Consider the following 23562-nt stretch of genomic DNA (forward strand, 5'->3'; position numbering starts at 1 on the left):
TAAAAAAATTACTGCCCGTCCAGGCCGCGGATGGGCTTGATGGTGGACCAGGCCCGGCAGGACGGACAATGCCAGTAGAGCGTGTAGGCGGTAAAACCACACTTCTGGCAACGGTAGCGCGGTTTGCTGCGCACCTGCTCGCCAACCATGTCGCGCAGCACCATCAGGCTCTCTTTCGCGCGCCCTTCTTCCGCGTCGTTCAGGTGGTAATCCATCAGCTTATGGAAGACCCGCATGGTCGGATGACGCTGAAGCTGTCGGGTGATATAGACCTGCGCGGTGTCGCCCCCCTCATACTGCTCAACAACGTCAGCAAGCATCAGTTCCGCGGTTGCGCCGGTATTCTCTTCCACGCAGCGACGCAGGAACGCCACCCACTCTTCCCGCTTGTCCAGCTGTTGATAGCAGGTTTGCAGCATTTCCAGCGTTTCACTGACCAGCTCTTTGTCCTGGTCGATAACCCGCAGCAGGCTTTCAACGGCTTTGGCGTAGTCGCCATTCGCCATAAAAACGCGCCCCATCATGATGGAGATACGGGCGCTGTTGCGGTCCGCGGCGGCACCTTTCTTCAGCAACGCCATGGCTTTGTCCATGTCGTCATTGCCCATCTGCTGAAGGGCAAGCTCACAGTAGAAATGGGCGATCTCAACGCGCTGCTTATCTTTACCCAGCTTCACCAGACGTTCAGCCGTATCAATGGCTTTCTGCCAGTCGCTGGTGGCCTGATATATCTGCAGGAGCTGCTGCAGCGCGCCGATGCGGAAATCTGTTTCATCCACCAGCTGTGCGAACATATCTTCCGCGCGATCGTACAGCCCCGCAGCCATGTAATCTCGTCCCAACTGCTGTACGGCCAGCAGTCGTTGATCGTAGGTCAGCGAGGCGCTTTCCATCAGGGTCTGGTGAATACGAATGGCGCGGTCAACCTCGCCGCGCGAGCGGAACAGGTTCCCCAGGGTAAGATGGGCTTCAACGGTCCCCGTGTCCTCTTTCAGCATGTCGAGGAACAGGTCTACCGCTTTGTCCTGCTGATTGCTCAGGAGGAAGTTCACCCCCGCAACGTAGTCGCGGGAGAGCCGGTTGGCCTCATCCTGTTTTGTTTGTTGCGCACTTCTGCGGCCCATATACCAGCCATAGGCTGCGGCGACAGGCAAAAGCAGAAACAACAACTCCAGCATCGTCGATTATTCCTTCACGACCGGCACGCCAGAGCTTTCCGGCATGTCGGACGCAGGCGCAATGTGATGTTCGAGTCGTTTGATTTTACGTTCAGCGCGCGCAAGCGAAACACGGACTTTTAACCAGAACAAACCGCAAACCAGCCAGCCAATGGCAAAGCCTGCAGCAAATAAGACCGCGAGCAGGCTCGACACGCGATACTCGCCCTGAGCCAGCAGATAGTTAAACGTCACCTGCTGATCGTTTTGTGCACCCAATGTGACTGAAATGACAAAAATCGCCAATACCAGTAAGAAAATGAGTAAATATTTCACATTACTTCCCGTTATGTGGTTCAAGCGAATAAAGTATGTTCAACTTACCGCAATCAGCCTTATAAACTACCATTTTAGTGACGGGCGCGAAATGGAAAAAGTGACGCGCCAGTCATGGATCTATGGGCAAAATGCGCAATATCAACCTTCAGGCGTCCGTTTGGTCCCTTTCGGCTATTTCTTCTTTCTCTTCCGGCGGTGGCGTTAGCGGGCCGCAGAATCGTTCAGCCAGCCAGGTCGCCAGCATCACCAGCATCCACGAGATGAGCGTGGCGACGACCAGGTCCCGTGGCCAGTGCATCCCTAGCAGTAAGCGGCTGCCCATCACTCCCGTCGCCCAGACCAGTAAAATCACGATGGTTACCGTTCGACGTCTAGGCCAAAGCAGCCCAACCCCCAGCAGCGCCCAGCTGGCCGCAAACATGGTGTGGCCGGAGGGAAACGCGAACCCGGTCTCTTTCTGCCAGTGTTTACGCAAGAATTTCGGGATATCCTGCTGTTCCGCAAGCTGTTCTTTCACCAGTGCGCCACGATCTTTACGCTTTAAAGTGTAGAACTCATCCACCGGAACATGGTGCGTTTTTTCCAGCCAGACGACAAAAGGACGCGGCTCCTGAACGCGATCTTTCACCCAGGATTTTACGCCCTGACCGATAAGGATAGCGCCACCGAGGATCGCAAAGAGCATTAGCGCCGCGCGCAGACGAAAGCGCAGGCACCACAGAAACCAGGCGCACAGGAGGACGTGGGTGATAATTCCCCAGGGCTGGGTGACCGTTTCCGTAATCCAGTATAACGTTTTCAGCCACGTGGCGTTCTGCCCGGGCTGCCACATCCACCCTGAAAGCCATACGGCCAAAGGCATAATCAGTAAAATGGCCGCACCTGCTGCCGTACGTCTGGCGATTGAATGCATGTCTTCTCCTTTTTGCTAAGCGTCACAATCATAACTGAAATTTGTTCGCTGGGTGGAGATGTCGGATCGTGCTTTTAACGGTCATATCGCATGGTGCCCATTAGGCGAACCTGCTGAGCTTGTGGCAAAATAAACTGATACAGAAAGCAAAACAGGGCACAGGCACGAAACGTGTCAGCCTACTCTGGAGAATCACATGCAGCTTAAACGTGTGGCAGAAGCCAAACTGCCAACCCCATGGGGCGATTTCCTGATGGTGGGTTTTGAAGAACTGGCAACCGGACAGGATCATGTCGCACTGGTATATGGCGACATTTCAGGGCAGACGCCGGTGCTGTCCCGCGTCCATTCAGAGTGTCTCACCGGCGATGCGCTGTTCAGCCTGCGCTGTGATTGCGGTTTCCAGCTGGAAGCGGCCCTTTCTCACATTGCTGAAGAAGGCCGCGGCGTGCTGCTTTATCACCGTCAGGAAGGGCGTAATATTGGTTTGCTGAATAAAATTCGCGCCTACGCGCTTCAGGACCAGGGCTACGATACGGTTGAAGCCAACCATCAGCTCGGTTTTGCGGCTGATGAACGTGACTTCACCCTGTGCGCCGATATGTTCAAGCTGCTGGGCGTAGACGAAGTTCGTCTGCTGACCAATAACCCGAAAAAAGTGGAAATCCTGACCGAAGCCGGGATTAACATCGTTGAACGAGTACCGCTGATTGTCGGCCGTAACCCGAAAAATGCCCACTACCTTGATACCAAAGCCGCCAAAATGGGCCATCTGCTGAAAGAGTGATGCTACCTGAAAATTGATGACAAACCCTGTTATCAACAACTTAGCCATTTTTTGCCGGGTGACGCTGCGCTTACCCGGCCTACTGTAATTTGTAGGCCCGTGCAAGCGTAGCGCCGCCGGGCGAAACGTACATCAAGCACTTTGTCAGCAGTCTGAGCCCGGCATGCGTGCCGGGCTCGTTTCATCAATCCAGCATCTTACGAATCACGTAATGTAAAATGCCGTCGTTCTGGTAGTAGGTCAGCTCGGTTGCCGTATCAATACGGCACCGACAATCCAGCACCTCGGTTTTCCCGTCTGCCCGCGTTAACGTTACCGGCACCGTTTTACCCGGCTGCAGGTTTTGCAGGCCGCTAATATCAATCTGCTCTTCCCCGGTCAGGCCCAGCGTTTTACGCGTCACGCCCTGCGGGAACTCAAGCGGCAGGATCCCCATGCCGATCAGATTCGATCGGTGAATACGTTCGAACGATTCGGCGATGACCACCCGAACGCCAAGCAGGCGCGGGCCTTTCGCCGCCCAGTCGCGGCTGGAGCCGGAACCGTACTCTTTCCCGGCAATCACCGCCAGCGGCGTCCCTTCCTGTTGGTATTTGACCGCCGCATCATAAATCGACACGACTTCCGTCCCCGGCAGATGGCGCGTCATGCCCCCTTCCACGCCCGGCACCATTTCGTTACGAATGCGGATGTTGGCAAAGGTCCCGCGCATCATGACTTCATGGTTACCGCGGCGCGAGCCGTAGGAGTTAAAATCGCGGCGTTCGACACCCCGACTTTGCAGGTAACGGCCTGCCGGGCTATCGGCTTTGATGCTCCCCGCCGGAGAGATATGATCCGTCGTGACAGAATCCCCCAGCATGGCCAGGATACGCGCGCCATGGATATCCTTAAGCGGCGCCGGCTCGGCCAGCATCTCATCAAAGAACGGCGACAGACGAATATAGGTCGAGTCATCCTGCCAGCCATAGGTATCCGAACCTGCAACGTTGATGGCTTTCCATTCCGGCGTGCCTTCAAAGACTTCCGCGTACTCTTTGCGGAACATCTCGGTAGAGACCTTCTCAACGGCCAGCGCGATTTCACGTGAAGTAGGCCAGATATCTTTCAGATAGACAGGATCATTCTTACGATCGTGACCAATCGGATCGGTCACCAGGTTGATATTCATGTTCCCGGCCAGGGCATAAGCCACCACCAGCGGCGGCGAAGCAAGCCAGTTGGTTTTCACCAGCGGGTGAATGCGCCCTTCAAAGTTTCGGTTACCGGACAGTACGGCGCCTACCGTCAGGTCACCCTGCTTGATCGCCGTTTCGATGGGTTCAGGCAGTGGCCCGGAGTTACCAATACAGGTCGTACAGCCGTAGCCCACGAGGTTAAAGCCCAGCTCGTCCAGGTACGGCGTCAGTTTGGCCTGAGCCAGGTAATCCGACACCACTTTGGAGCCCGGCGCCAGCGAGGCCTTAACCCACGGTTGAGGTTTTAGCCCAAGCTCTACCGCTTTCTTAGCCAGCAGACCGGCTGCCATTAATACGCTGGGGTTGGACGTGTTGGTGCAGGAGGTAATGGCGGCAATCACAACCGCGCCGTCCGGAAGCTGATACTGATGTCCGTTCAGAACATAGTCGACGGGACGATGGTCTTTCTGCGCCACGTTCACTTCCAGGGCATTGCTGTCGGCAAACGCTTTCGGCACGTCGGTCAGCGCAACCCTGTCCTGCGGGCGTTTCGGCCCCGCGAGGCTCGCTTCGACGCTTCCCATATCGAGTTCAAGCGTGCTGGTGAAAACAGGCTCATCGCCCGGATTGCGCCACATGCCCTGCGCTTTGGTGTACGCTTCCACCAGCGCGACCTGCTCTTCGCTGCGGCCGCTGAGGCGCATGTACTCCAGCGTGACGTCGTCAATGGGGAAAAAGCCGCAGGTGGCACCGTATTCCGGCGCCATATTGGCAATGGTGGCGCGGTCGGCCAGCGGCAGCGAATCCAGACCGTCACCGTAGAATTCAACAAACTTGCCCACCACGCCGTGCTTGCGCAGCATCTGGGTGACGGTCAGCACCAGGTCGGTGGCGGTAATGCCTTCAGACAGTTTTCCGGTGAGCTTGAAGCCCACCACATCCGGAATAAGCATGGATACCGGCTGGCCGAGCATGGCGGCTTCCGCTTCAATACCGCCGACGCCCCACCCCAGTACCCCCAGACCGTTGATCATGGTGGTATGGGAGTCCGTACCCACCAGCGTGTCCGGATAGGCGACCCACTCTTTATCCTGCAATTCGCTCCAGACGGCTTTACCCAGATATTCAAGGTTTACCTGGTGACAAATGCCGGTGCCTGGCGGGACCACGCTAAACCGGCTGAACGCCTGCTGTCCCCACTTCAGGAAGACGTAGCGCTCGTGGTTACGCTCCATCTCGAGACGAACGTTTTCACCAAAGGCATCGTCATCACCGAAGTGGTCAACGGTCACGGAGTGGTCAATGACGAGGTCAACGGGGGAAAGCGGGTTAACCTTTGCCGTATCTCCGCCGAGACGCTTCACGGCTTCGCGCATCGCGGCTAAATCAACCACGGCCGGAACACCGGTAAAGTCCTGCATCAGCACCCTTGCCGGGCGGTAGGCGATTTCTCTGTCGGCATGGGCCTTCTCAAGCCACCCTGCCAGCGCCTGGATATCATCGAGCGTGACGGATTCACCGTCCTGCCAGCGCAAGAGATTTTCAAGTAAAACTTTCAAGGACTTGGGTAAACGCGAAATGTCCCCAAGCGTTCTGGCAGCCAGCGGCAGGCTGTAGTAATGCCAGGTTTTATTTTCTGCCTGTAATGTGTCCTTACTGGCTTCGCGTAGGGTTAACGACATAAGCTCCTCCTTAATCACAGAGATGTCCCGACAATCATCAGGGCTGTAATTAAAGATAACACAAAGATGTCGTAACGTTTTGATAACAACTCAAATTGATAAATTTCGGATTGGTCCACCAGGGGGAAACAAAAAACCCCGCCGTAGCGAGGTTTTGCAATTTAGTGGAGCGCCAGCCAGATGAGCTGACTCCAGAACAGAATCGACACGGTAAAAACGCCGATCCACGACCAGTATTTGTGAGACGTCATGTTATTCATCATAGGGACACCAGGCATTATTTATAAAAATTCCGAGGTTGTTCCTCAGTGCTATATTGCTGATGTGTATTTATTAAAGAGTACAAAAGTGCAGAGTCGATATTCAGACTATTTGCATCATTAGGCAATAAACTAAATTATTGTTTTTTGGGTTCGTCTTCTGCGAACATATCAATAAACGCTTGCTGCTGCGGCGTCAGTTTCCAGGACGCAGGTACAACAGTTGCAGGTGCTTTACGCCCTCTGTGGCCGTTGTCACGATGCTGACACATCTGTTTTACCGAAGCGGTACGTACCGTCACTGCCATATTTAACCCCAATATCTCCAGGCCAGGAGAGCAACAGCCACCCAAAACAAGGCGGAGACGAGAAAGACCGCCAGCCAGGCTTTACGCTTGAGCGCAGGATCCCTTTGCGGTTCTTCACTTCCTGAAGGCATTGCTAACCTCATACAATCGACATCGCTTATCATTTAGGACCAAACAATTGGTACAATTAATCATCTGTTGAGATAAATCCTAAAGAAACTTTAGCCGAAAAGCCAGTGAATTTACGCACCGGGAGGTATGAAATATTCAATCTTTTGACCAGAAATAAATTATTGAAAAGAAAAATTTGCGGAGGCGTAAATTAGTTTCTACTTTTGTCGCCAATTCACGACATTAAAACCTTACAAAGCAAATGGCTAATGACATTATATGGCAGGGAAAGCAGATGATGATAATTCTAATTTAGCTTTGAGGCGTTATTTCGGTATCTTTCCCTGGGGGAAAGATACCGGGTGTGATTATTTTTCGGGGAGTTTGATGTCTTTAAACATCTCTTCAATATCTTCATTTGAGCGTAATGCCACGGCGGTATCCACCACGTCACGCGTTAAATGAGGGGCAAAGCGCTGAATAAAATCATACATATAGCTGCGCAGGAAGGTGCTGCGGCGGAACCCAATTTTTGTGGTGCTATGGCTGAAAACGTCGTGCGCATCAAGACGCACCAGGTCAGGGTCTGACACCGGATCGACCGCCATGCTGGCGATGACGCCCACGCCCAATCCAAGCCGGACATAGGTCTTAATCACGTCCGCATCGGTCGCGGTAAAGACAATGCGCGGCGTTAACCCTGCCCGGTTAAATGCCGTATCAAGCTCGGACCGGCCGGTAAAGCCAAACGTATAGGTCACCAGAGGATACTGGGCCAACTCTTCGATAGTGACCGACCCTTTACCCGCCAGGGGGTGATCGGGGGTCACCACAATAGAACGGTTCCAGTGGTAGCAAGGGAGCATCACCAGATCGTCATACAGGTGAAGCGCTTCGGTGGCGATGGCAAAGTCTGCATTCCCCTTAGAGACGGCTTCAGCGATTTGCGTTGGCGAGCCCTGGTGCATATGCAACGAGACGCGAGGATAACGCTCGATAAAGCCTTTGATCACGCCGGGCAGCGCATAGCGCGCCTGAGTATGCGTCGTGGCAATATACAGCGAGCCTTTATCCGGCCAGGTATGCTCCCCCGCCACAGACTTAATCGCATCGACTTTAGAGAGGACTTCACGAGCAATGCGGATGATTTCCTGCCCTGCAGGCGTCACCTGAGTGAGATGCTTACCGCTGCGGGCGAAGATCTGAATGCCTAACTCATCCTCCAGCATACGAACTTGTTTGCTGATGCCCGGTTGCGAGGTATATAGCCCCTCGGCGGTAGAAGAGACGTTAAGGTTATGATTCACCACCTCAACGATATAACGAAGCTGCTGTAATTTCATGCCAGACCATCCGATTTAGCGCATGCGGTCAATCGCTTAAGACGATTTAATAATAAGAAACAGGTTAACTATAACCACTATATCATTTATAGCCTGACTGTATAGTACGGAACAAAAAATAATAACAAGGTAATAAAAAAGGGCCGGAAATCCGGCCCTTTTACAGGTAAGTTACGGTTAGGGAAGATTATTTCTTGCCTTCAACCCATTTGCCATCGACAAAGAAGGCTGACCATCCGGTCGCTTTACCCTCTTTCTCTGCCGCAACATACTGCTGCTTTGTTTTACGGCTAAACCGCACCACGGTTTTGTTGCCTTCCGGATCCTGCTGCGGCGCATCGGCCAGATAACGCAGTTTCTCCGGCAGACGATCGCGGAAGCGATATAGCTCTTCCACCAGCGGCGCGCGGGTTTCACGCGATTTCGGGAAGGTGTTGGCGGCCAGGAAGACACCTGCCGCGCCGTCACGCAGCACGAAGTACGCGTCGGATTTCTCACACGGCAATTCTGGCAGCGGAACCGGATCTTCCTTCGGCGGAGCCACTTCACCATTACGCAGAATTTTGCGCGTGTTTTTACATTCGTCGTTGGTACAGGCCATGTACTTACCGAAACGTCCCATTTTCAGGTGCATTTCAGAACCACACTTTTCGCACTCCACAATCGGGCCGTCATAGCCTTTAATGCGGAACTCGCCCTCTTCGATCTCATACCCGTCACACGTTGGGTTATTACCGCACACGTGCAGCTTGCGTTTTGGATCGATCAGGTAGCTGTCCATTGCCGTGCCGCATTTTTTGCAGCGGCGCTTGGCACGCAGAGCGTTCGTTTCCGCATCGTCACCTTCCAGCACGTTGAGAACTTCGTTCTCAGGCACCAGGTTGATGGTGGTTTTGCAGCGCTCTTTTGGCGACAGCGCATAGCCGGAGCAGCCCAGGAACACGCCCGTGGTGGCAGTACGGATCCCCATCTTGCGGCCACAGGTTGGGCAGTCGATGCTGGTCAGCACCATCTGGTTAGGCAGCATGCCGCCCTCTTCAGGGTCTTTCTCCGCTTTTTCAAGCTGGTCGGTGAAGTCGCTGAAGAAGCTGTCGAGGACCTTTTTCCATTCCGCCTGGTGGCTGGCAACCTGGTCGAGGCTGTCTTCCATTTGCGCGGTGAAATCGTAGTTCATCAGCTCGCGGAAGTTGGCTTCCAGACGATCGGTGACGATCTCACCCATTTTTTCCGCATAGAAACGACGGTTTTCAACACGGACGTAACCGCGATCCTGAATCGTCGAGATAATTGACGCGTAGGTCGACGGACGGCCAATACCGCGTTTTTCCAGCTCTTTTACCAGGGAGGCTTCACTGAAGCGTGCCGGTGGCTTGGTGAAGTGCTGAGCCGGGATCAGCTCAACCAGAGACAGTTCATCACCTTTGTTCACCGCAGGCAGCGTTCGGTCTTCATCACCTTTACGCAGCGCAGGCATCACTTTTGTCCAGCCGTCGAAACGCAGAATACGACCGCGCGCCTTGAGACGGAAATCACCCGCGCCAACGGTCAGCGTGGTGGAGTCGTACTGGGCCGGGGTCATCTGGCACGCAACAAACTGACGCCAGATCAGCTGATACAGCTTCTGCGCGTCGGCCTCCATATCTTTCAGCGATTCAGCCAGCACGGAGACATCAGAAGGACGAATCGCTTCGTGCGCTTCCTGAGAATTCTCTTTGCTGGCGAACTGGTTAGCGCTTTCCGGCAGGTATTTCTTACCGAAGTTGTCGCTGATGTAGCCACGCACCATGTTGACCGCGTCCTGACTCAGGTTGGTTGAGTCGGTACGCATGTAGGTGATGTAACCCGCTTCATACAAGCGCTGGGCCATCATCATGGTCTTCTTCACGCCGTAACCCAGACGGGTGCTCGCCGCCTGTTGCAGGGTGGAGGTGATAAACGGCGCACCAGGCTTGCTGCTGGTCGGCTTGTCTTCACGTTCCAGCACCTGATAGCGTGCCTTTTCCAGCAGCGCCACGGCGGCCATGGTCTGGTCGCGGTTTTCTGGACGGAAAGGCTTATCGTTCTGGTGGCTTACCTGCAGCGGCAGAGCGTCACCGCCCGGCGTGGTCACATTGGCATCGACTTCCCAGAACTCTTCCGGCACGAAGGCTTTAATTTCGCGCTCGCGCTCAACGACCAGACGCACGGCGACGGATTGCACGCGACCTGCGGACAGGCCACGGGCAATCTTTTTCCACAGCAGTGGAGAAACCATGTAGCCCACAACGCGGTCCATAAAGCGACGCGCCTGCTGGGCGTTAACACGGTCGATGTTTAGCTCGCCCGGCTTCTCAAACGCCTGACGAATCGCATTCTTCGTAATTTCGTTAAACACTACGCGGCTGTAGCGTTTGTCATCACCCCCGATCACTTCCCGCAGGTGCCACGCAATGGCTTCCCCTTCGCGGTCAAGGTCGGTTGCGAGATAGATGTGGTCTGCTTTTTCAGCCAGCTGCTTCAGCTCGTTAACGACTTTTTCTTTCCCTGGAAGCACTTCATATTGTGCATCCCAGTTATGCCATGGGTTAACACCCATGCGGTTGACAAGCGCGCTACGTTCATCCTTTTTAGGCTTTTTAGCCCCTTTGGTGGAGGTAGAGTCTGCGCTCTTTTTGCTGGCTGAGCCACTGGTCGGCAAATCGCGGATATGACCAACGCTGGACTTAACCACGTAGTCATTACCCAGATACTTATTGATCGTTTTGGCTTTTGCCGGGGACTCAACGATGACGAGAGCTTTACCCATATTCACCTTTACCTAATTTAATTCTTCCAGGAATACGCCGCACGTTGATTTCCCTTCCGCTGACGACGAGCCAATGATATTGCGACTGCGTCAGGAGATATCAACCCCTTTGTCTTACCGGGCGTTAAAGAAAAGACGCCCAGGTGATTGAGTTCTCGGGTATTTTTCTCACATCTCGTGTAATTCGTGACGAATTCCCGGTTGAATGTCAAGCAATTCTGTTGCCAGAATGACGAAAGCGCACACTCTACCTGATAAAATTCGTTACGCAACTTTATTAGCATGCAAAAGCAAATCCTGCCAGCCAGGCCCCTGCACCTTATCCCCTCACATTACAGGGAAAATTTGCCCCCAAAGCGCCCTCGGCGTAGACTATTGTCACTGTTTAAGGAGTGGATTATGCAGAATACGACCCAACCTATTGACCGAGCCTCTCTGCTTATCGAAGCAAACAAGCTTATTCGTGACCATGAAGATACGCTGGCAGGCATTGAAGCCACCGGCGTAGAGCAGCGAAATGGCGTGCTGGTTTTCAGCGGCGAATACTTCCTTGATGAACAGGGCTTACCGACCCCGAAAAGCACCGCCGTGTTTAACATGTTTAAATACCTGGCACATACGCTTTCCGAGAAATATCACCTGGTCGATTAACGCAAAACGCGAGGCATAAGCCTCGCGTTTTTGCTTACAGCAGCGGTTTTTGTCCCCGCTGTAGCCAGCGGAGCAGCAGGCGGTCCGCGCTTTCTGCCGCACTGTTGGTAAAGCGGTCAAGGAGTCGCTTGCGCTGGGCAAAGCGGACGCCCACCAGTTCCCGGCCTTCCATCAGGTTGAGCAGCAGATCGTCGCTGGTTCCGACTTCATCTACAAGCCCTTTCTCCTGCGCCTGAACGCCGTACCAGTGCTCACCCGTTGCGACCTGCTCAATGTCCAGCGTCGGGCGCATACGGTGCACAAAGTCTTTAAAGAGATGATGCGTTTCGTTGAGATCCTCACGGAATTTTTGGCGCCCTTCTTCCGTGTTTTCCCCCAGCAGCGTCAGGGTGCGTTTGTACTGACCCGCGGTGTGAAGCTCGATATCAATCTCTTTATTTTTCAGGAAGCGGTTAAAGTTCGGGATCTGTGCGACCACGCCGATCGAGCCGATAATCGAGAACGGTGCGGCCACAATTTTGTCCGCCACGCAGGCCATCATGTAGCCACCACTCGCTGCCACTTTATCTACGGCCACGGTCAGCGGGATCTGTTTTTCACGCAGGCGCTGCAGCTGAGAGGCCGCCAGGCCGTAGCCGTGCACCACGCCTCCCGGGCTTTCAAGACGAACAACGACCTGATCCTGCGGCGTCGCCACGGCCAGCACGGCAGTGACCTCTTCGCGCAAAGACGCGACTTCATGCGCATCCATGCTGCCTTTAAAATCGAGCACGTAAACCCGTGGCGTGACCTTATCCTGTGGCGTATTGAGCTTCGCCTTTGCCTTTGCCGCTTTGGCTTCCTGCTTATGCTTTTTCTTCTGCGCTTTGAGCCACAGCTTCTGTTGATGACTGTCAAGCAGGGCCAGAGACATCTCTTCCTGCATCTCTTTATACTGCTCGCTCAGGCGGGTGATGCGTAACTCCCCACGCTGACGCTTGCGCTGCGTCAGGTTGACAATCAGAACGGCAACCACCGCAATGGCAATCACCACCGTCGCGATTTTCGCCAAAAACAACCCATATTGAGAAAGTAATTCCACGCGTTCCACCTTGATTTAACCACGAATCTTTCACGGCAGTGTACAACACCCCTGCCCATGCGTCTCGCTCGTGACACTACCTCTGCGAGGCGCCTTCAGGAATCCCCGGCCTGGCGTTTAAATATTTGCAAATTGTTAATTTTACAGTAATGCGTCCTGTAGACTGATTGAATTATCAGGTGAATTCGGGCATAAAGCCGAAAAGTCACAAAAGAAGGCGTGTTTAAGTCACCGTGCGCCGAGGAGTCACCTTGCATTATCAACCGCAAAAAAATCTGCTGCAGAACCGCATCATTCTTGTCACTGGGGCCAGCGACGGGATTGGCCGTGAAGCGGCGCTGACCTACGCTGAGTATGGCGCGAGCGTCATCCTGACCGGCCGCAACGAAGAAAAACTTAAAGGGGTGGCGCAGGAGATTGAAGCCGCAGGTGGGATTCCTGCTCGCTGGTACACGCTCGATCTGCTCACCTGCACGCCCGCGTCATGTCAGGAGCTTGCTCACCGCATCAGCACCCATTACCCGCGCCTGGACGGCGTACTTCATAATGCCGGCTTGCTTGGCGAAGTTCGCCCGATGGAGGAACAGGATCCCGAGATCTGGCAGGAGGTCATGCAGGTCAACGTCAACGGGACGTTTTTCCTGACCCAGGCACTCCTTCCTTTATTACTCAAATCGGATTCGGGTTCACTGGTGTTCACCTCCTCCAGCGTAGGCCGTGAGGGGCGCGCAAACTGGGGTGCCTATGCCGTATCAAAATTCGCAACCGAAGGCATGATGCAGGTGTTGGCAGAGGAGTACCAGAGTCGCCATCTGCGCGTAAACTGCATTAACCCGGGCGGTACGCGCACCAAAATGCGCGCCAGCGCCTTCCCGACGGAAGACCCGCAGAAGCTGAAAACGCCGGCAGACATTATGCCGCTCTATCTCTGGCTGATGGGCGACGACAGCCGCCGCAAAACCGGGATGACCTTTGACGCCCAGCCGGGCCGTAAACCAGGAATCTCGCAATGAGTGAAGAACGTCATCAGCAACGCCAGCAGCGTCTGAAGGAACAGGTCGATGCGCGCGTCGCGGCCGCTCAGGACGAGCGCGGGATCGTCATCGTCTTTACCGGCAACGGCAAAGGGAAAACCACGGCCGCATTCGGCACGGCGACACGCGCCGTCGGCCACGGGCAGAAGGTCGGCGTTATCCAGTTTATTAAAGGTGAGTGGCCTAACGGCGAGCGTAATTTGCTTGAGCCTCACGGCGTTGAGTTTCAGGTGATGGCGACCGGCTTTACGTGGGACACCCAGAACCGCGAAACCGATACCGCAGCCTGTCTGGCCGTCTGGGAGCACGCCAAAAGAATGCTGGCCGATCCCTCGCTGAATATGGTTCTGCTGGATGAGATCACCTATATGGTCGCCTACGACTACCTGCCGCTGGAAGCCGTGCTGGACGCACTGAAAAACCGTCCCGCCCATCAGACAGTTATCATTACGGGCCGCGGGTGTCATCGGGATATTCTGGAACTGGCAGATACCGTCAGCGAGCTGCGTCCGGTTAAACATGCGTTTGATGCGGGCATCAAAGCGCAAATAGGGATTGATTACTAAAGAAAAAAGCCCGGTGTCTTCACCGGGCTTTTACATTAACCGTTGTTATTACGGCTGCCAGAGCGGCGGTTGCTGCTCACCTGGCTGTGACGCTTCACCGCACGGCGAATCTGGTTCGCCTTCATGCGGCGACGATCTTTTTCCACCGCCACTTTAGAGGTGGTTTCCGGCGTCAGGCCGACCAGCTCGCGCAGGTAGTTGGTCTGGGTCAGATCCAGTTCGGTATAACCCCCACGCGGCAGGCCTTTTGGCAGCAGGATGTCGCCGTAACGGACACGGATCAGGCGGCTAACCTGCACGCCTACCGCTTCCCAGAGACGACGCACCTCGCGGTTGCGGCCTTCGGTCAGGGTCACGTTGTACCACTGGTTGATGCCTTCCCCACCGGTAAATTTGATGGTTTTGAACGCCGCAGGACCGTCTTCCAGCTGAACGCCACGCGACAGGTCGCGCAGTTTATTCTCATCAACCTGGCCGAACACGCGCACCGCGTATTCACGTTCCACTTCACGGCTTGGGTGCATCAGACGGTTTGCCAGTTCACCATCGGTGGTAAACAGCAGCAGACCGCAGGTATTCACGTCCAGACGACCAACGGCAATCCAGCGAGCGCCACGCAGTTTAGGCAGACGGTCAAACACCGTCGGGCGACCTTCCGGGTCATTGCGGGTACACAGCTCGCCTTCCGGCTTGTAGTAAGCCAGCACGCGGCAGATCTGCTCAGCGGACTCTTTCACGGAGATAAGATGACCGTCGATACGGATCTTCAGCCCCGGTACGATTTCTACGCGGTCACCCAGCGTGGCGATTTTACCGTCCACACTCACGCGGCCCGCTTCAATAATGGCTTCGATTTCACGGCGTGAACCGTGGCCGGCACGCGCCAGCACTTTCTGTAACTTCTCGCTCATTGAGCTTCCTCAGGTGTCGCCTTCACAGGCGTCGAATCAGGTCAAAAGAGGGCCGAGCCCTGCTTTGATGGCCGCGTAGTATATCTGCTTATACCATTACAAGAAAGGCTTTACGTCACCCACGCCTTCTCGAATCACTTCCGGTGCATCTTCGGTTAAGTCGACCACGGTGGTCGGCTGCTGGCCGAGATAACCGCCGTGAATAATCAGCTCGACCACCTTCTCCAGACGATCTTTGATCTCTTCCGGGTCGGACTCGGTAAATTCGCTGCCGGGCAGCATCAGCGAGGTAGACAGCATCGGTTCACCGAGGGTTTCCAGCAGCGCCTGCGCAATCGGGTTCGACGGCACGCGCATGCCAATAGTCTTGCGTTTTTCCTGCAGCAGACGGCGCGGCACCTCTTTCGTTCCTTTCAGGATGAAGGTGTAGTTGCCCGGCGTGTTGTTCTTAATCAGGCGAAACGCCACGTTATCGACATAAGCATAGGTCGACAGCTCAGAGAGATCGCGGCACATCAGGGTAAAGTTATGGCCGTCCGGCAGCTGGCGAATACGGCAAATGCGTTCCATCGCCCCTTTATCTTCAATTTTGCAGCCCAGCGCGTAGCCGGAATCGGTCGGGTAGACAATCACGCCGCCTTTGCGGACGATCTCCACGGCCTGGTTAATCAGGCGTGGCTGCGGGTTATCCGGATGGATATAGAAAAACTGACTCATACTTCCCTCTCTTCAAATTGCTGCGGCTGTTCCCAGAGCTGCCAGACCGGCTCAACGCCAGCGGGCAGCCAGAGCTTGCGCCCCAGTTCGATCCAGGCGCAGGGCTGATGGAAATCAGAACCCTGTGAGCCAAGCAGGCCGTACTGTCGGGCATAGGTCGCGAGCTGCGCGCGCTCGTTGGGTGCCTGCTGACACTGGGCGACTTCCATCGCCTCTCCACCGTTTTCGGCAAAGTGCGCCAGCAGCCTTTTCAGCCATTTAGCAGAAAGATTATACCGCCCCGGATGGGCCAGCACGGCCTTACCGCCAGAATGATGAATCACATCAATAGCTTGTTTTATTGTACACCACTGTGGCGGAACGTATCCGGTTTTCCCGCGCGCCAGATACTTTTTAAAGACATCCGCCATCGTCGTGGCTTTACCCGCCTCTACCAGAAAACGGGCGAAATGACCGCGCGTAACCGCCCCGCCGTTCGCCAGCTTTTGCGCACCTTCCAGCGCGCCAGGAATATGTGCCTTTTCCAGACGCTCGCCGATCATCTCTGCGCGCTGGTTGCGGCGCGTTTTTTGTTCTTGCAAAAACTCAATAAGTGCCGGATGGTCTATATCGATGTTCAGGCCAACGATATGAATCTCATGGTTTTCCCAGACGGTCGAAATCTCGACGCCGGGCACCAGATTGAGTGCCAGCCCGCAGCGGGCAATCTCGGCGCGCGCTGCCGGAATGGCATCCGTCGTATCGTGATCGGTTATCGCCAGCGTGCCGATGCGCATTTCAACGGCACGATGAACCAGGGCTTCGGGTGTCAGCAGGCCATCAGAGGCCTGAGTATGGCTGTGTAAATCATAAATAATCGCGTAGGTGGTATCGCTCAAAGCACTTCCCATAACAGGTTGAAGACATCCGAAACCGCCATGATACCGACTTAACGTGAAATTCTGAAATCAAGGGTTGACAACACGCCATCGAACTAGTTAACTAGTACGCAAGTTCACACGAGAAAGGTATCTGAAAATGACAGCACATTTCACTCTGCACGGCTGGTGGCGTACTTCCTGATCTTCGGGCAGTGTCACGCGTCTGCGAAATGCAAACAGATACCCGCCCGCTACTCAGCGGGCTTTTTTTTGAACAGAATAAATGAGAACACCAACATGCAAACAGCCAAACCCCATCTCGAATTGCTGACCTGCGAGGCGGCCTATCGCCACAACCCGACCGCGCTGTTTCATCAGGTGTGCGGGGCACGCCCGGCAACGCTGCTGCTGGAATCTGCGGACATTGACAGCAAGGACGATCTCAAAAGCCTGCTGCTGGTCGACAGCGCGTTGCGCATTACCGCTCTAGGTGACACTGTCACAATCAAGGCCTTATCAGACAACGGCGCCTCGCTGCTGCCACTGCTGGATGCCGCCCTGCCTTCAGGCATCGAAAACGAACGTCATCCAGAAATGCGTATTCTGCATTTCCCGCCGGTTAGCCAGTTGCTGGATGAAGACGCGCGCCTGTGCTCCCTTTCCGTCTTCGATGCCTTCCGCCTGCTGCAGAACCTGGTTACCGTTCCACACGATGAGCGTGAAGCGATGTTCTTTGGCGGGCTGTTTGCCTACGACCTGGTCGCCGGATTTGAAGATTTACCGGAAACCGAGCAGGGCAATCGCTGCCCGGACTATTGCTTCTATCTGGCCGAAACCCTGCTGGTGATCGACCATCAGAAACAGTACACCCGTATCCAGGCCAGCCTGTTCACGCCTTCGACCGCTGAGAAAAACCGTCTTGAGCACCGCATCGCGCAGCTTCAGCAGCAGATGACGGAAGCGCCACCTGCACTGCCGGTACAGCGCGTGGAAAAAATGACCTGCGATGTGAACCAGACCGACGATCAGTACGGTGCCGTGGTTCGCCAGATGCAAAAGGCGATTCGCGCCGGGGAAATTTTCCAGGTTGTACCGTCCCGTCGCTTCTCTCTGCCCTGCCCGTCCCCGCTGGCCGCTTACGACGTGCTGAAAAAGAGCAACCCAAGCCCGTACATGTTCTTTATGCAGGACAATGACTTCACGCTGTTCGGCGCCTCGCCGGAAAGCTCGCTGAAATATGACGCCACCAGCCGCCAGATTGAGATCTACCCGATCGCCGGAACCCGTCCGCGCGGACGTCGCGCCGACGGCTCGCTGGATCGCGATCTCGACAGCCGCATCGAGCTGGAAATGCGCACCGACCATAAAGAGCTCTCCGAGCACCTGATGCTGGTTGACCTGGCACGTAACGATCTGGCCCGTATTTGCACCCCGGGCAGCCGCTACGTGGCGGACCTGACTAAAGTCGACCGCTATTCGTTCGTGATGCACCTGGTCTCCCGCGTGGTGGGCGAGCTGCGCCACGACCTCGACGTGCTGCACGCCTACCGCGCCTGCATGAACATGGGCACCCTGAGCGGTGCGCCGAAAGTACGCGCCATGCAGCTGATTGCCGCCGCCGAAGGACGCCGTCGCGGCAGCTACGGCGGCGCGGTGGGCTATTTTACGGCCCACGGTGACCTCGATACCTGCATCGTGATCCGCTCCGCCTATGTCGAAGACGGTATTGCCACCGTCCAGGCGGGTGCCGGGATTGTTCTTGATTCTGTTCCGCAGTCTGAAGCTGACGAAACGCGCAGCAAAGCGCGTGCGGTCCTTCGCGCCATTGCTACCGCACACCATGCACAGGAGATTTTTTGATGGCTGACATTCTGCTGCTCGATAATATCGACTCCTTTACCTATAACCTGGCAGATCAGCTGCGTGCGAATGGCCATAACGTCGTTATCTATCGCAACCACGTCCCGGCGCAGACCCTGATTGACCGTCTGGCAACCATGCAAAACCCGGTGCTGATGCTCTCCCCCGGGCCAGGCGCACCGAGCGAAGCGGGCTGTATGCCGGAGCTGCTGACCCGCATGCGCGGCAAGCTGCCGATTATCGGCATCTGTCTCGGCCATCAGGCGATTGTGGAAGCCTACGGCGGCTACGTCGGCCAGGCGGGTGAGATCCTGCACGGTAAAGCGTCCAGCATTGAACATGACGGCCAGGCGATGTTTGCCGGGCTGCCGAATCCGCTTCCGGTCGCGCGCTACCACTCGCTGGTCGGCAGCAACATTCCCGCCGGGCTGACGATCAACGCCTCGTTTGAAGGGATGGTGATGGCGGTACGTCACGACGCGGATCGCGTCTGCGGGATGCAGTTCCATCCGGAATCCATCCTGACCTCCCACGGTGCCCGCCTGCTGGAGCAGACCCTCGACTGGACGTTACAGAAGCTGGAGCAGACCAACACCCTGCAGCCGATTCTGGAAAAACTGTATCAGGCGCAAACCCTGAGCCAGCAGGAGAGCCACCAGCTCTTCTCCGCCGTGGTTCGCGGTGAGCTGAAGCCGGAACAGCTCGCAGCCGCGCTGGTGAGCATGAAGGTCCGCGGTGAAAGCCCGCAGGAGATCGCCGGTGCCGCCACGGCACTGCTGGAAAATGCCGCCCCGTTCCCGCGCCCGGACTATCCGTTTGCCGATATCGTCGGCACCGGCGGTGACGGCAGCAACAGTATCAATATTTCAACCGCCAGCGCCTTTGTGGCGGCGGCGTGTGGTTTAAAAGTGGCTAAGCACGGTAACCGCAGCGTGTCCAGCCGGTCGGGCTCGTCTGATTTACTCGCGGCATTCGGCATTAATCTCGATATGAACGCCGAACGTTCCCGTGAAGCGCTGGATGACCTGGGCGTCTGCTTCCTGTTTGCGCCGAAGTATCACACCGGTTTCCGCCACGCAATGCCGGTTCGTCAGCAGCTGAAAACCCGCACGCTGTTTAACGTGCTCGGCCCGCTGATCAACCCGGCCCATCCGCCGCTGGCGCTGATCGGTGTCTACAGTCCGGAACTGGTCCTGCCGATTGCCGAGACCCTGCGCGTGCTGGGTTACCAGCGTGCCGCCGTGGTGCACAGCGGCGGAATGGACGAAGTGTCATTGCATGCGCCGACGCTGGTAGCCGAACTGCGCGACGGTGAAATCCTGAGCTACCAGCTCGAAGCCGCTGACTTTGGTTTAACTCCGTATCACCAGGAAGCGCTGGCAGGCGGTACCCCGGAAGAAAACCGTGACATTCTGACGCGCTTATTACAAGGTAAGGGAGAGGTTGCCCATGAGGCCGCCGTTGCCGCCAACGTCGCCATGCTGATGCGTTTGCACGGCGAGGAAGACCTGAAGGCCAACGTTCAAAAAGTTCTGGATGTACTGCGCTCCGGTGCAGCTTACGATCGCGTTACCGCACTTGCGGCAAGAGGGTAAAGAATGCAGACCGTTTTAGCGAAAATCGTTGCCGATAAGGCCATCTGGGTGGAAGCCCGCAAGCAACAGCAGCCGCTTGCCAGTTTTCAGAATGACGTCGTCCCGAGCAGCCGTCGTTTCTATGACGCCCTGCAGGGTGCGCGCACCGCGTTTATTCTTGAGTGCAAAAAAGCCTCTCCCTCAAAAGGCGTTATTCGTGACGATTTCGACCCGGCGCGTATCGCCGGTATTTATAAGCATCATGCGTCGGCAATCTCCGTGCTGACGGATGAGAAATATTTCCAGGGCAGCTTCGATTTTCTGCCGATCGTCAGCGGCATCGCACCGCAGCCGATCCTGTGCAAAGACTTTATTATCGACCCGTATCAGATCTGGCTGGCGCGCTTTTACCAGGCCGACGCCTGCCTGCTGATGCTCTCGGTGCTTGACGACGAGCAGTATCGCCAGCTCTCTGCCGTCGCGCACAGCCTGAAGATGGGCGTGCTGACCGAAGTGAGCAACGAAGAGGAGCTGGAGCGCGCGATTGCGCTGGAAGCCAAAGTGGTCGGCATTAACAACCGCGATCTGCGTGACCTGTCCATTGACCTGAACCGCACGCGCCAGCTGGCGCCGCGGCTGGGCTCTGGCGTCACGGTCATCAGCGAATCCGGCATTAACAGCTACGCCCAGGTGCGCGAGCTGAGCCACTTCGCCAACGGTTTCCTGATTGGCTCCGCCATGATGGAACATGACGATCTCAATGCGGCAGTACGTCGCGTGCTGCTGGGTGAGAACAAAGTCTGCGGTTTAACCCGCGAACAGGACGCCCAGGCCGCGTATGAAGCCGGAGCGATTTATGGCGGGCTGATTTTTGTGGATTCCTCTCCTCGCGCGGTCAGCGAAGAGCAGGCGCGTAAGGTCATCGCCGCGGCACCACTCAGCTATGTTGGCGTGTTCCGCAATGCAGATATCGCAGAGGTGGTTGAAAAAGTCGACGCGTTATCCCTGAACGCGGTGCAGCTTCACGGCGATGAAGATCAGGCCTATATCGATGCCCTGCGCGCCACGCTGGCACCGCAGGTACAGATCTGGAAAGCGCAACGCGTTGACGATACGTTGCCCCCGCGTAACCTGAACCACGTGGATAAATACGTCCTCGATAACGGCCAGGGCGGAACCGGCCAGCGTTTTGACTGGTTTCTGCTGAACGGTGAAAAGCTGGACAACGTCCTGCTGGCGGGCGGATTAAGCCCGGATAACTGCGTAGAAGCCGCGAAAACCGGCTGCGCAGGCCTCGATTTCAATTCAGGCGTAGAGTCCCAGCCGGGTAGTAAAGATGCCAGCAAACTGGCCTCGGTTTTTAAAACTCTGCGTGCATATTAAGGAAGAGAAGATGACAACATTACTTAACCCGTATTTTGGTGAGTTCGGCGGGATGTACGTCCCGCAAATCCTGATGCCCGCGCTGCGCCAGCTGGAAGAAGCGTTTGTAAGCGCACAGAAGGATCCGGCGTTTCAGGCTGAATTTACCGACCTGCTGAAAAACTATGCAGGCCGCCCAACGGCCCTGACCAAATGCCGCAATCTGACGGAAGGCACGAAAACTACGCTGTATCTTAAGCGTGAAGACCTGCTGCACGGCGGCGCGCACAAGACTAACCAGGTGCTGGGCCAGGCGCTGCTTGCGAAGCGTATGGGCAAAACCGAAATCATCGCCGAAACCGGCGCAGGCCAGCACGGCGTGGCCTCGGCGCTCGCCAGCGCCCTGCTCGGCCTGAAATGCCGCATCTATATGGGGGCGAAAGACGTTGAGCGTCAGTCTCCAAACGTTTTCCGTATGCGTCTGATGGGTGCGGAAGTGATCCCGGTGCACAGCGGATCCGCGACGCTGAAGGATGCCTGTAACGAAGCGCTGCGCGACTGGTCTGGCAGCTACGAAACCGCGCACTATATGCTCGGTACCGCGGCGGGTCCGCACCCGTTCCCGACCATCGTGCGTGAGTTCCAGCGCATGATCGGGGAAGAGACCAAAGCGCAGATCCTCGAAAAAGAGGGTCGTCTGCCGGATGCGGTCATCGCCTGCGTCGGCGGCGGGTCAAACGCCATCGGCATGTTCGCAGACTTTATCGACGACACCCGCGTGGGTCTGATTGGCGTCGAGCCTGCGGGTCATGGTATTGAATCCGGCGAACACGGCGCGCCGCTGAAGCATGGCCGCGTGGGGATCTACTTCGGCATGAAATCCCCGATGATGCAGACCGATGAAGGCCAGATTGAAGAGTCTTACTCTATCTCCGCTGGCCTCGACTTCCCATCCGTCGGACCGCAGCACGCCTATCTGAACAGCACCGGTCGTGCGGACTATGTCTCCATTACCGATGACGAAGCGCTGGAAGCGTTCAAAACGCTGTGCCGCAGCGAAGGGATCATCCCGGCGCTGGAGTCTTCACACGCTCTGGCCCATGCGCTGAAAATGATGAAAGACAATCCGGAAAAAGAGCAGCTGCTGGTGGTCAACCTTTCCGGACGCGGTGACAAAGATATCTTCACCGTTCACGATATTCTGAAAGCACGAGGGGAAATCTGATGGAACGCTACGATAACGTATTTGCAGAACTGAAATCCCGCCAGGAAGGCGCGTTCGTTCCCTTCGTCACCCTGGGCGATCCGGGCCCTGAACAGTCGCTGAAGGTCATCGACACCCTGATTGAAGCCGGTGCCGATGCGCTGGAGCTGGGGATCCCGTTCTCTGACCCGCTGGCGGATGGACCAACCATTCAGAATGCGACGCTGCGCGCATTTGCTTCGGGCGTGACGCCAACCCAGTGCTTCGAAATGCTGGCGGCGATCCGTCAGAAGCACCCCACTATCCCGATTGGCCTGCTGATGTACGCCAACCTCGTGTTCAACCGCGGTATCGATGAATTTTACGCCGAGTGCGCACGCGTGGGCGTCGACTCTGTTCTGGTCGCCGACGTGCCGGTCGAGGAGTCCGCGCCGTTCCGCCAGGCGGCGATGCGTCACAACGTCGCCCCGATTTTCATCTGCCCGCCGAACGCCGATGACACACTGCTGCGCCAGATAGCCTCTTACGGGCGCGGTTACACCTACCTGCTCTCCCGCGCAGGCGTGACCGGTGCCGAGAATAAAGCGGCCCTGCCGCTGCATCATCTGGTGGAAAAGCTGGCCGAGTACCATGCCGCGCCGCCGCTACAGGGCTTCGGGATCTCTTCTCCGGATCAAGTCACCGCGGCGATTGACGCGAAGGCTGCAGGTGCCATTTCCGGCTCTGCGATTGTGAAGATCATCGAGAAGAACGTGGACAAGCCCGAGCAGATGCTGGCCGAGCTGAAGGCGTTTGTGACCGCCATGAAGGCGGCGACGCGTAAAGTCTGACCCCTCCACCGTCTGGCATCCCTGCCAGACGGTTAGCCTTTATTCCCCG

23 protein-coding genes and 1 other annotated feature are annotated in these 23562 nt (G+C 56.1%); of the genes, 10 read left to right on the forward strand and 13 right to left on the reverse strand.

Annotation, left to right across the window (positions count from 1 at the left end):
• Window positions 1-8: 8 nt before the first annotated feature.
• The 3 genes from lapB to pgpB form a co-directional block, all read right to left on the reverse strand.
• A complete protein-coding gene (gene lapB, locus ACOTXI_RS15910; RefSeq protein WP_023617208.1) occupies window positions 9-1178 on the reverse strand; it encodes a lipopolysaccharide assembly protein LapB in 1170 nt (389 codons plus the stop codon).
• A gap of 6 nt (window positions 1179-1184) precedes the next feature.
• Complete coding sequence (locus ACOTXI_RS15915; RefSeq protein WP_008501212.1) at window positions 1185-1493, reverse strand: LapA family protein; 309 nt, start codon at window positions 1491-1493, stop codon at window positions 1185-1187.
• Between the two features lie 148 nt (window positions 1494-1641).
• The gene (gene pgpB / locus ACOTXI_RS15920) at window positions 1642-2409 is read right to left on the reverse strand and encodes a phosphatidylglycerophosphatase B (RefSeq protein ID WP_021240298.1); all 768 of its coding nucleotides are present in this window, start codon (window positions 2407-2409) and stop codon (window positions 1642-1644) included.
• 196 nt (window positions 2410-2605) lie between these two features.
• On the opposite strand from pgpB, the gene ribA reads away from it, so the two are divergent.
• Window positions 2606-3196, forward strand: coding sequence for a GTP cyclohydrolase II (gene ribA / locus ACOTXI_RS15925; RefSeq protein ID WP_008501210.1), 591 nt, complete (start codon window positions 2606-2608; stop codon window positions 3194-3196).
• Between the two features lie 184 nt (window positions 3197-3380).
• Here ribA and acnA read toward each other — a convergent pair whose 3' ends face one another.
• From acnA to topA, 6 genes are all read right to left on the reverse strand, one after another.
• The gene (gene acnA / locus ACOTXI_RS15930; protein ID WP_058653310.1) at window positions 3381-6056 is read right to left on the reverse strand and encodes an aconitate hydratase AcnA; all 2676 of its coding nucleotides are present in this window, start codon (window positions 6054-6056) and stop codon (window positions 3381-3383) included.
• Window positions 6057-6217: 161 nt separating this feature from the next.
• On the reverse strand, window positions 6218-6316 hold the full coding sequence (ymiC, locus tag ACOTXI_RS15935) for a small membrane protein YmiC (protein WP_032623144.1): 99 nt from the start codon (window positions 6314-6316) through the stop codon (window positions 6218-6220).
• Between the two features lie 137 nt (window positions 6317-6453).
• Window positions 6454-6624 carry a hypothetical protein gene (locus ACOTXI_RS15940; RefSeq protein ID WP_032623143.1) on the reverse strand — a complete coding sequence of 57 codons (171 nt, stop codon included), beginning with the start codon at window positions 6622-6624 and terminating at the stop codon, window positions 6454-6456.
• 2 nt (window positions 6625-6626) lie between these two features.
• Entirely contained in the window at window positions 6627-6767 is a 141-nt protein-coding gene (locus ACOTXI_RS15945; protein WP_213374860.1) for a YmiA family putative membrane protein, read from the reverse strand.
• A 336-nt stretch (window positions 6768-7103) separates the two neighbouring features.
• Entirely contained in the window at window positions 7104-8078 is a 975-nt protein-coding gene (gene cysB / locus ACOTXI_RS15950) for an HTH-type transcriptional regulator CysB (protein ID WP_008502814.1), read from the reverse strand.
• Between the two features lie 187 nt (window positions 8079-8265).
• The gene (gene topA / locus ACOTXI_RS15955) at window positions 8266-10863 is read right to left on the reverse strand and encodes a type I DNA topoisomerase (protein WP_021240303.1); all 2598 of its coding nucleotides are present in this window, start codon (window positions 10861-10863) and stop codon (window positions 8266-8268) included.
• Between the two features lie 399 nt (window positions 10864-11262).
• Here topA and ACOTXI_RS15960 point away from each other — a divergent pair, with 399 nt between their 5' ends.
• Window positions 11263-11514: a YciN family protein gene (locus ACOTXI_RS15960; RefSeq protein ID WP_003856804.1), complete on the forward strand. Its 252-nt coding sequence runs from the start codon at window positions 11263-11265 to the stop codon at window positions 11512-11514.
• A 34-nt stretch (window positions 11515-11548) separates the two neighbouring features.
• Here the strand turns inward: ACOTXI_RS15960 and sohB are convergent, their stop codons facing one another.
• On the reverse strand, window positions 11549-12595 hold the full coding sequence (sohB, locus tag ACOTXI_RS15965) for a protease SohB (protein WP_008502812.1): 1047 nt from the start codon (window positions 12593-12595) through the stop codon (window positions 11549-11551).
• A 251-nt stretch (window positions 12596-12846) separates the two neighbouring features.
• Between sohB and ACOTXI_RS15970 the strand changes: the two genes are divergently transcribed.
• Both ACOTXI_RS15970 and cobO read left to right on the forward strand, forming a co-directional pair.
• Window positions 12847-13608 carry a YciK family oxidoreductase gene (locus ACOTXI_RS15970; RefSeq protein WP_058653312.1) on the forward strand — a complete coding sequence of 254 codons (762 nt, stop codon included), beginning with the start codon at window positions 12847-12849 and terminating at the stop codon, window positions 13606-13608.
• Entirely contained in the window at window positions 13605-14195 is a 591-nt protein-coding gene (gene cobO / locus ACOTXI_RS15975) for a cob(I)yrinic acid a,c-diamide adenosyltransferase (protein ID WP_032652163.1), read from the forward strand. The genes ACOTXI_RS15970 and cobO overlap by 4 nt, the downstream gene beginning before the upstream one ends.
• Window positions 14196-14230: 35 nt before the next feature.
• On the opposite strand, the gene rluB is transcribed toward cobO, so the two are convergent.
• From rluB to rnm, 3 genes are all read right to left on the reverse strand, one after another.
• On the reverse strand, window positions 14231-15106 hold the full coding sequence (gene rluB / locus ACOTXI_RS15980) for a 23S rRNA pseudouridine(2605) synthase RluB (protein ID WP_008502809.1): 876 nt from the start codon (window positions 15104-15106) through the stop codon (window positions 14231-14233).
• Between the two features lie 96 nt (window positions 15107-15202).
• Window positions 15203-15823: an L-threonylcarbamoyladenylate synthase gene (locus ACOTXI_RS15985; protein WP_003856793.1), complete on the reverse strand. Its 621-nt coding sequence runs from the start codon at window positions 15821-15823 to the stop codon at window positions 15203-15205.
• A complete protein-coding gene (rnm, locus tag ACOTXI_RS15990; protein WP_058653313.1) occupies window positions 15820-16701 on the reverse strand; it encodes an RNase RNM in 882 nt (293 codons plus the stop codon). Before rnm ends, ACOTXI_RS15985 begins: the two co-directional genes overlap by 4 nt.
• Before the next feature lie 139 nt (window positions 16702-16840).
• Here rnm and trpL point away from each other — a divergent pair, with 139 nt between their 5' ends.
• The 6 genes from trpL (at window position 16841) to trpA (ending at window position 23513) form a co-directional block, all read left to right on the forward strand.
• Window positions 16841-16885, forward strand: a complete 45-nt coding sequence (gene trpL / locus ACOTXI_RS15995) for a trp operon leader peptide (RefSeq protein WP_106993556.1) — start codon at window positions 16841-16843, stop codon at window positions 16883-16885.
• Window positions 16862-16955: a sequence feature (Trp leader region), on the forward strand. It overlaps the preceding gene by 24 nt.
• 25 nt (window positions 16956-16980) lie before the next feature.
• Window positions 16981-18543, forward strand: coding sequence for an anthranilate synthase component 1 (locus ACOTXI_RS16000; RefSeq protein WP_044596563.1), 1563 nt, complete (start codon window positions 16981-16983; stop codon window positions 18541-18543).
• Window positions 18543-20138: a bifunctional anthranilate synthase glutamate amidotransferase component TrpG/anthranilate phosphoribosyltransferase TrpD gene (gene trpD, locus ACOTXI_RS16005; protein WP_058653315.1), complete on the forward strand. Its 1596-nt coding sequence runs from the start codon at window positions 18543-18545 to the stop codon at window positions 20136-20138. Before ACOTXI_RS16000 ends, trpD begins: the two co-directional genes overlap by 1 nt.
• Window positions 20139-20141: 3 nt before the next feature.
• Window positions 20142-21500, forward strand: a complete 1359-nt coding sequence (gene trpCF / locus ACOTXI_RS16010; RefSeq protein ID WP_058653317.1) for a bifunctional indole-3-glycerol-phosphate synthase TrpC/phosphoribosylanthranilate isomerase TrpF — start codon at window positions 20142-20144, stop codon at window positions 21498-21500.
• 10 nt (window positions 21501-21510) lie between these two features.
• Window positions 21511-22704: a tryptophan synthase subunit beta gene (gene trpB, locus ACOTXI_RS16015; protein WP_008502804.1), complete on the forward strand. Its 1194-nt coding sequence runs from the start codon at window positions 21511-21513 to the stop codon at window positions 22702-22704.
• Window positions 22704-23513 carry a tryptophan synthase subunit alpha gene (gene trpA, locus ACOTXI_RS16020; RefSeq protein ID WP_058653319.1) on the forward strand — a complete coding sequence of 270 codons (810 nt, stop codon included), beginning with the start codon at window positions 22704-22706 and terminating at the stop codon, window positions 23511-23513. Before trpB ends, trpA begins: the two co-directional genes overlap by 1 nt.
• The last annotated feature ends 49 nt before the right edge of the window (window positions 23514-23562 follow it).

This window comes from Enterobacter cloacae complex sp. BZL2005 (assembly GCF_049238885.1).
Lineage (GTDB): Bacteria > Pseudomonadota > Gammaproteobacteria > Enterobacterales > Enterobacteriaceae > Enterobacter > Enterobacter roggenkampii.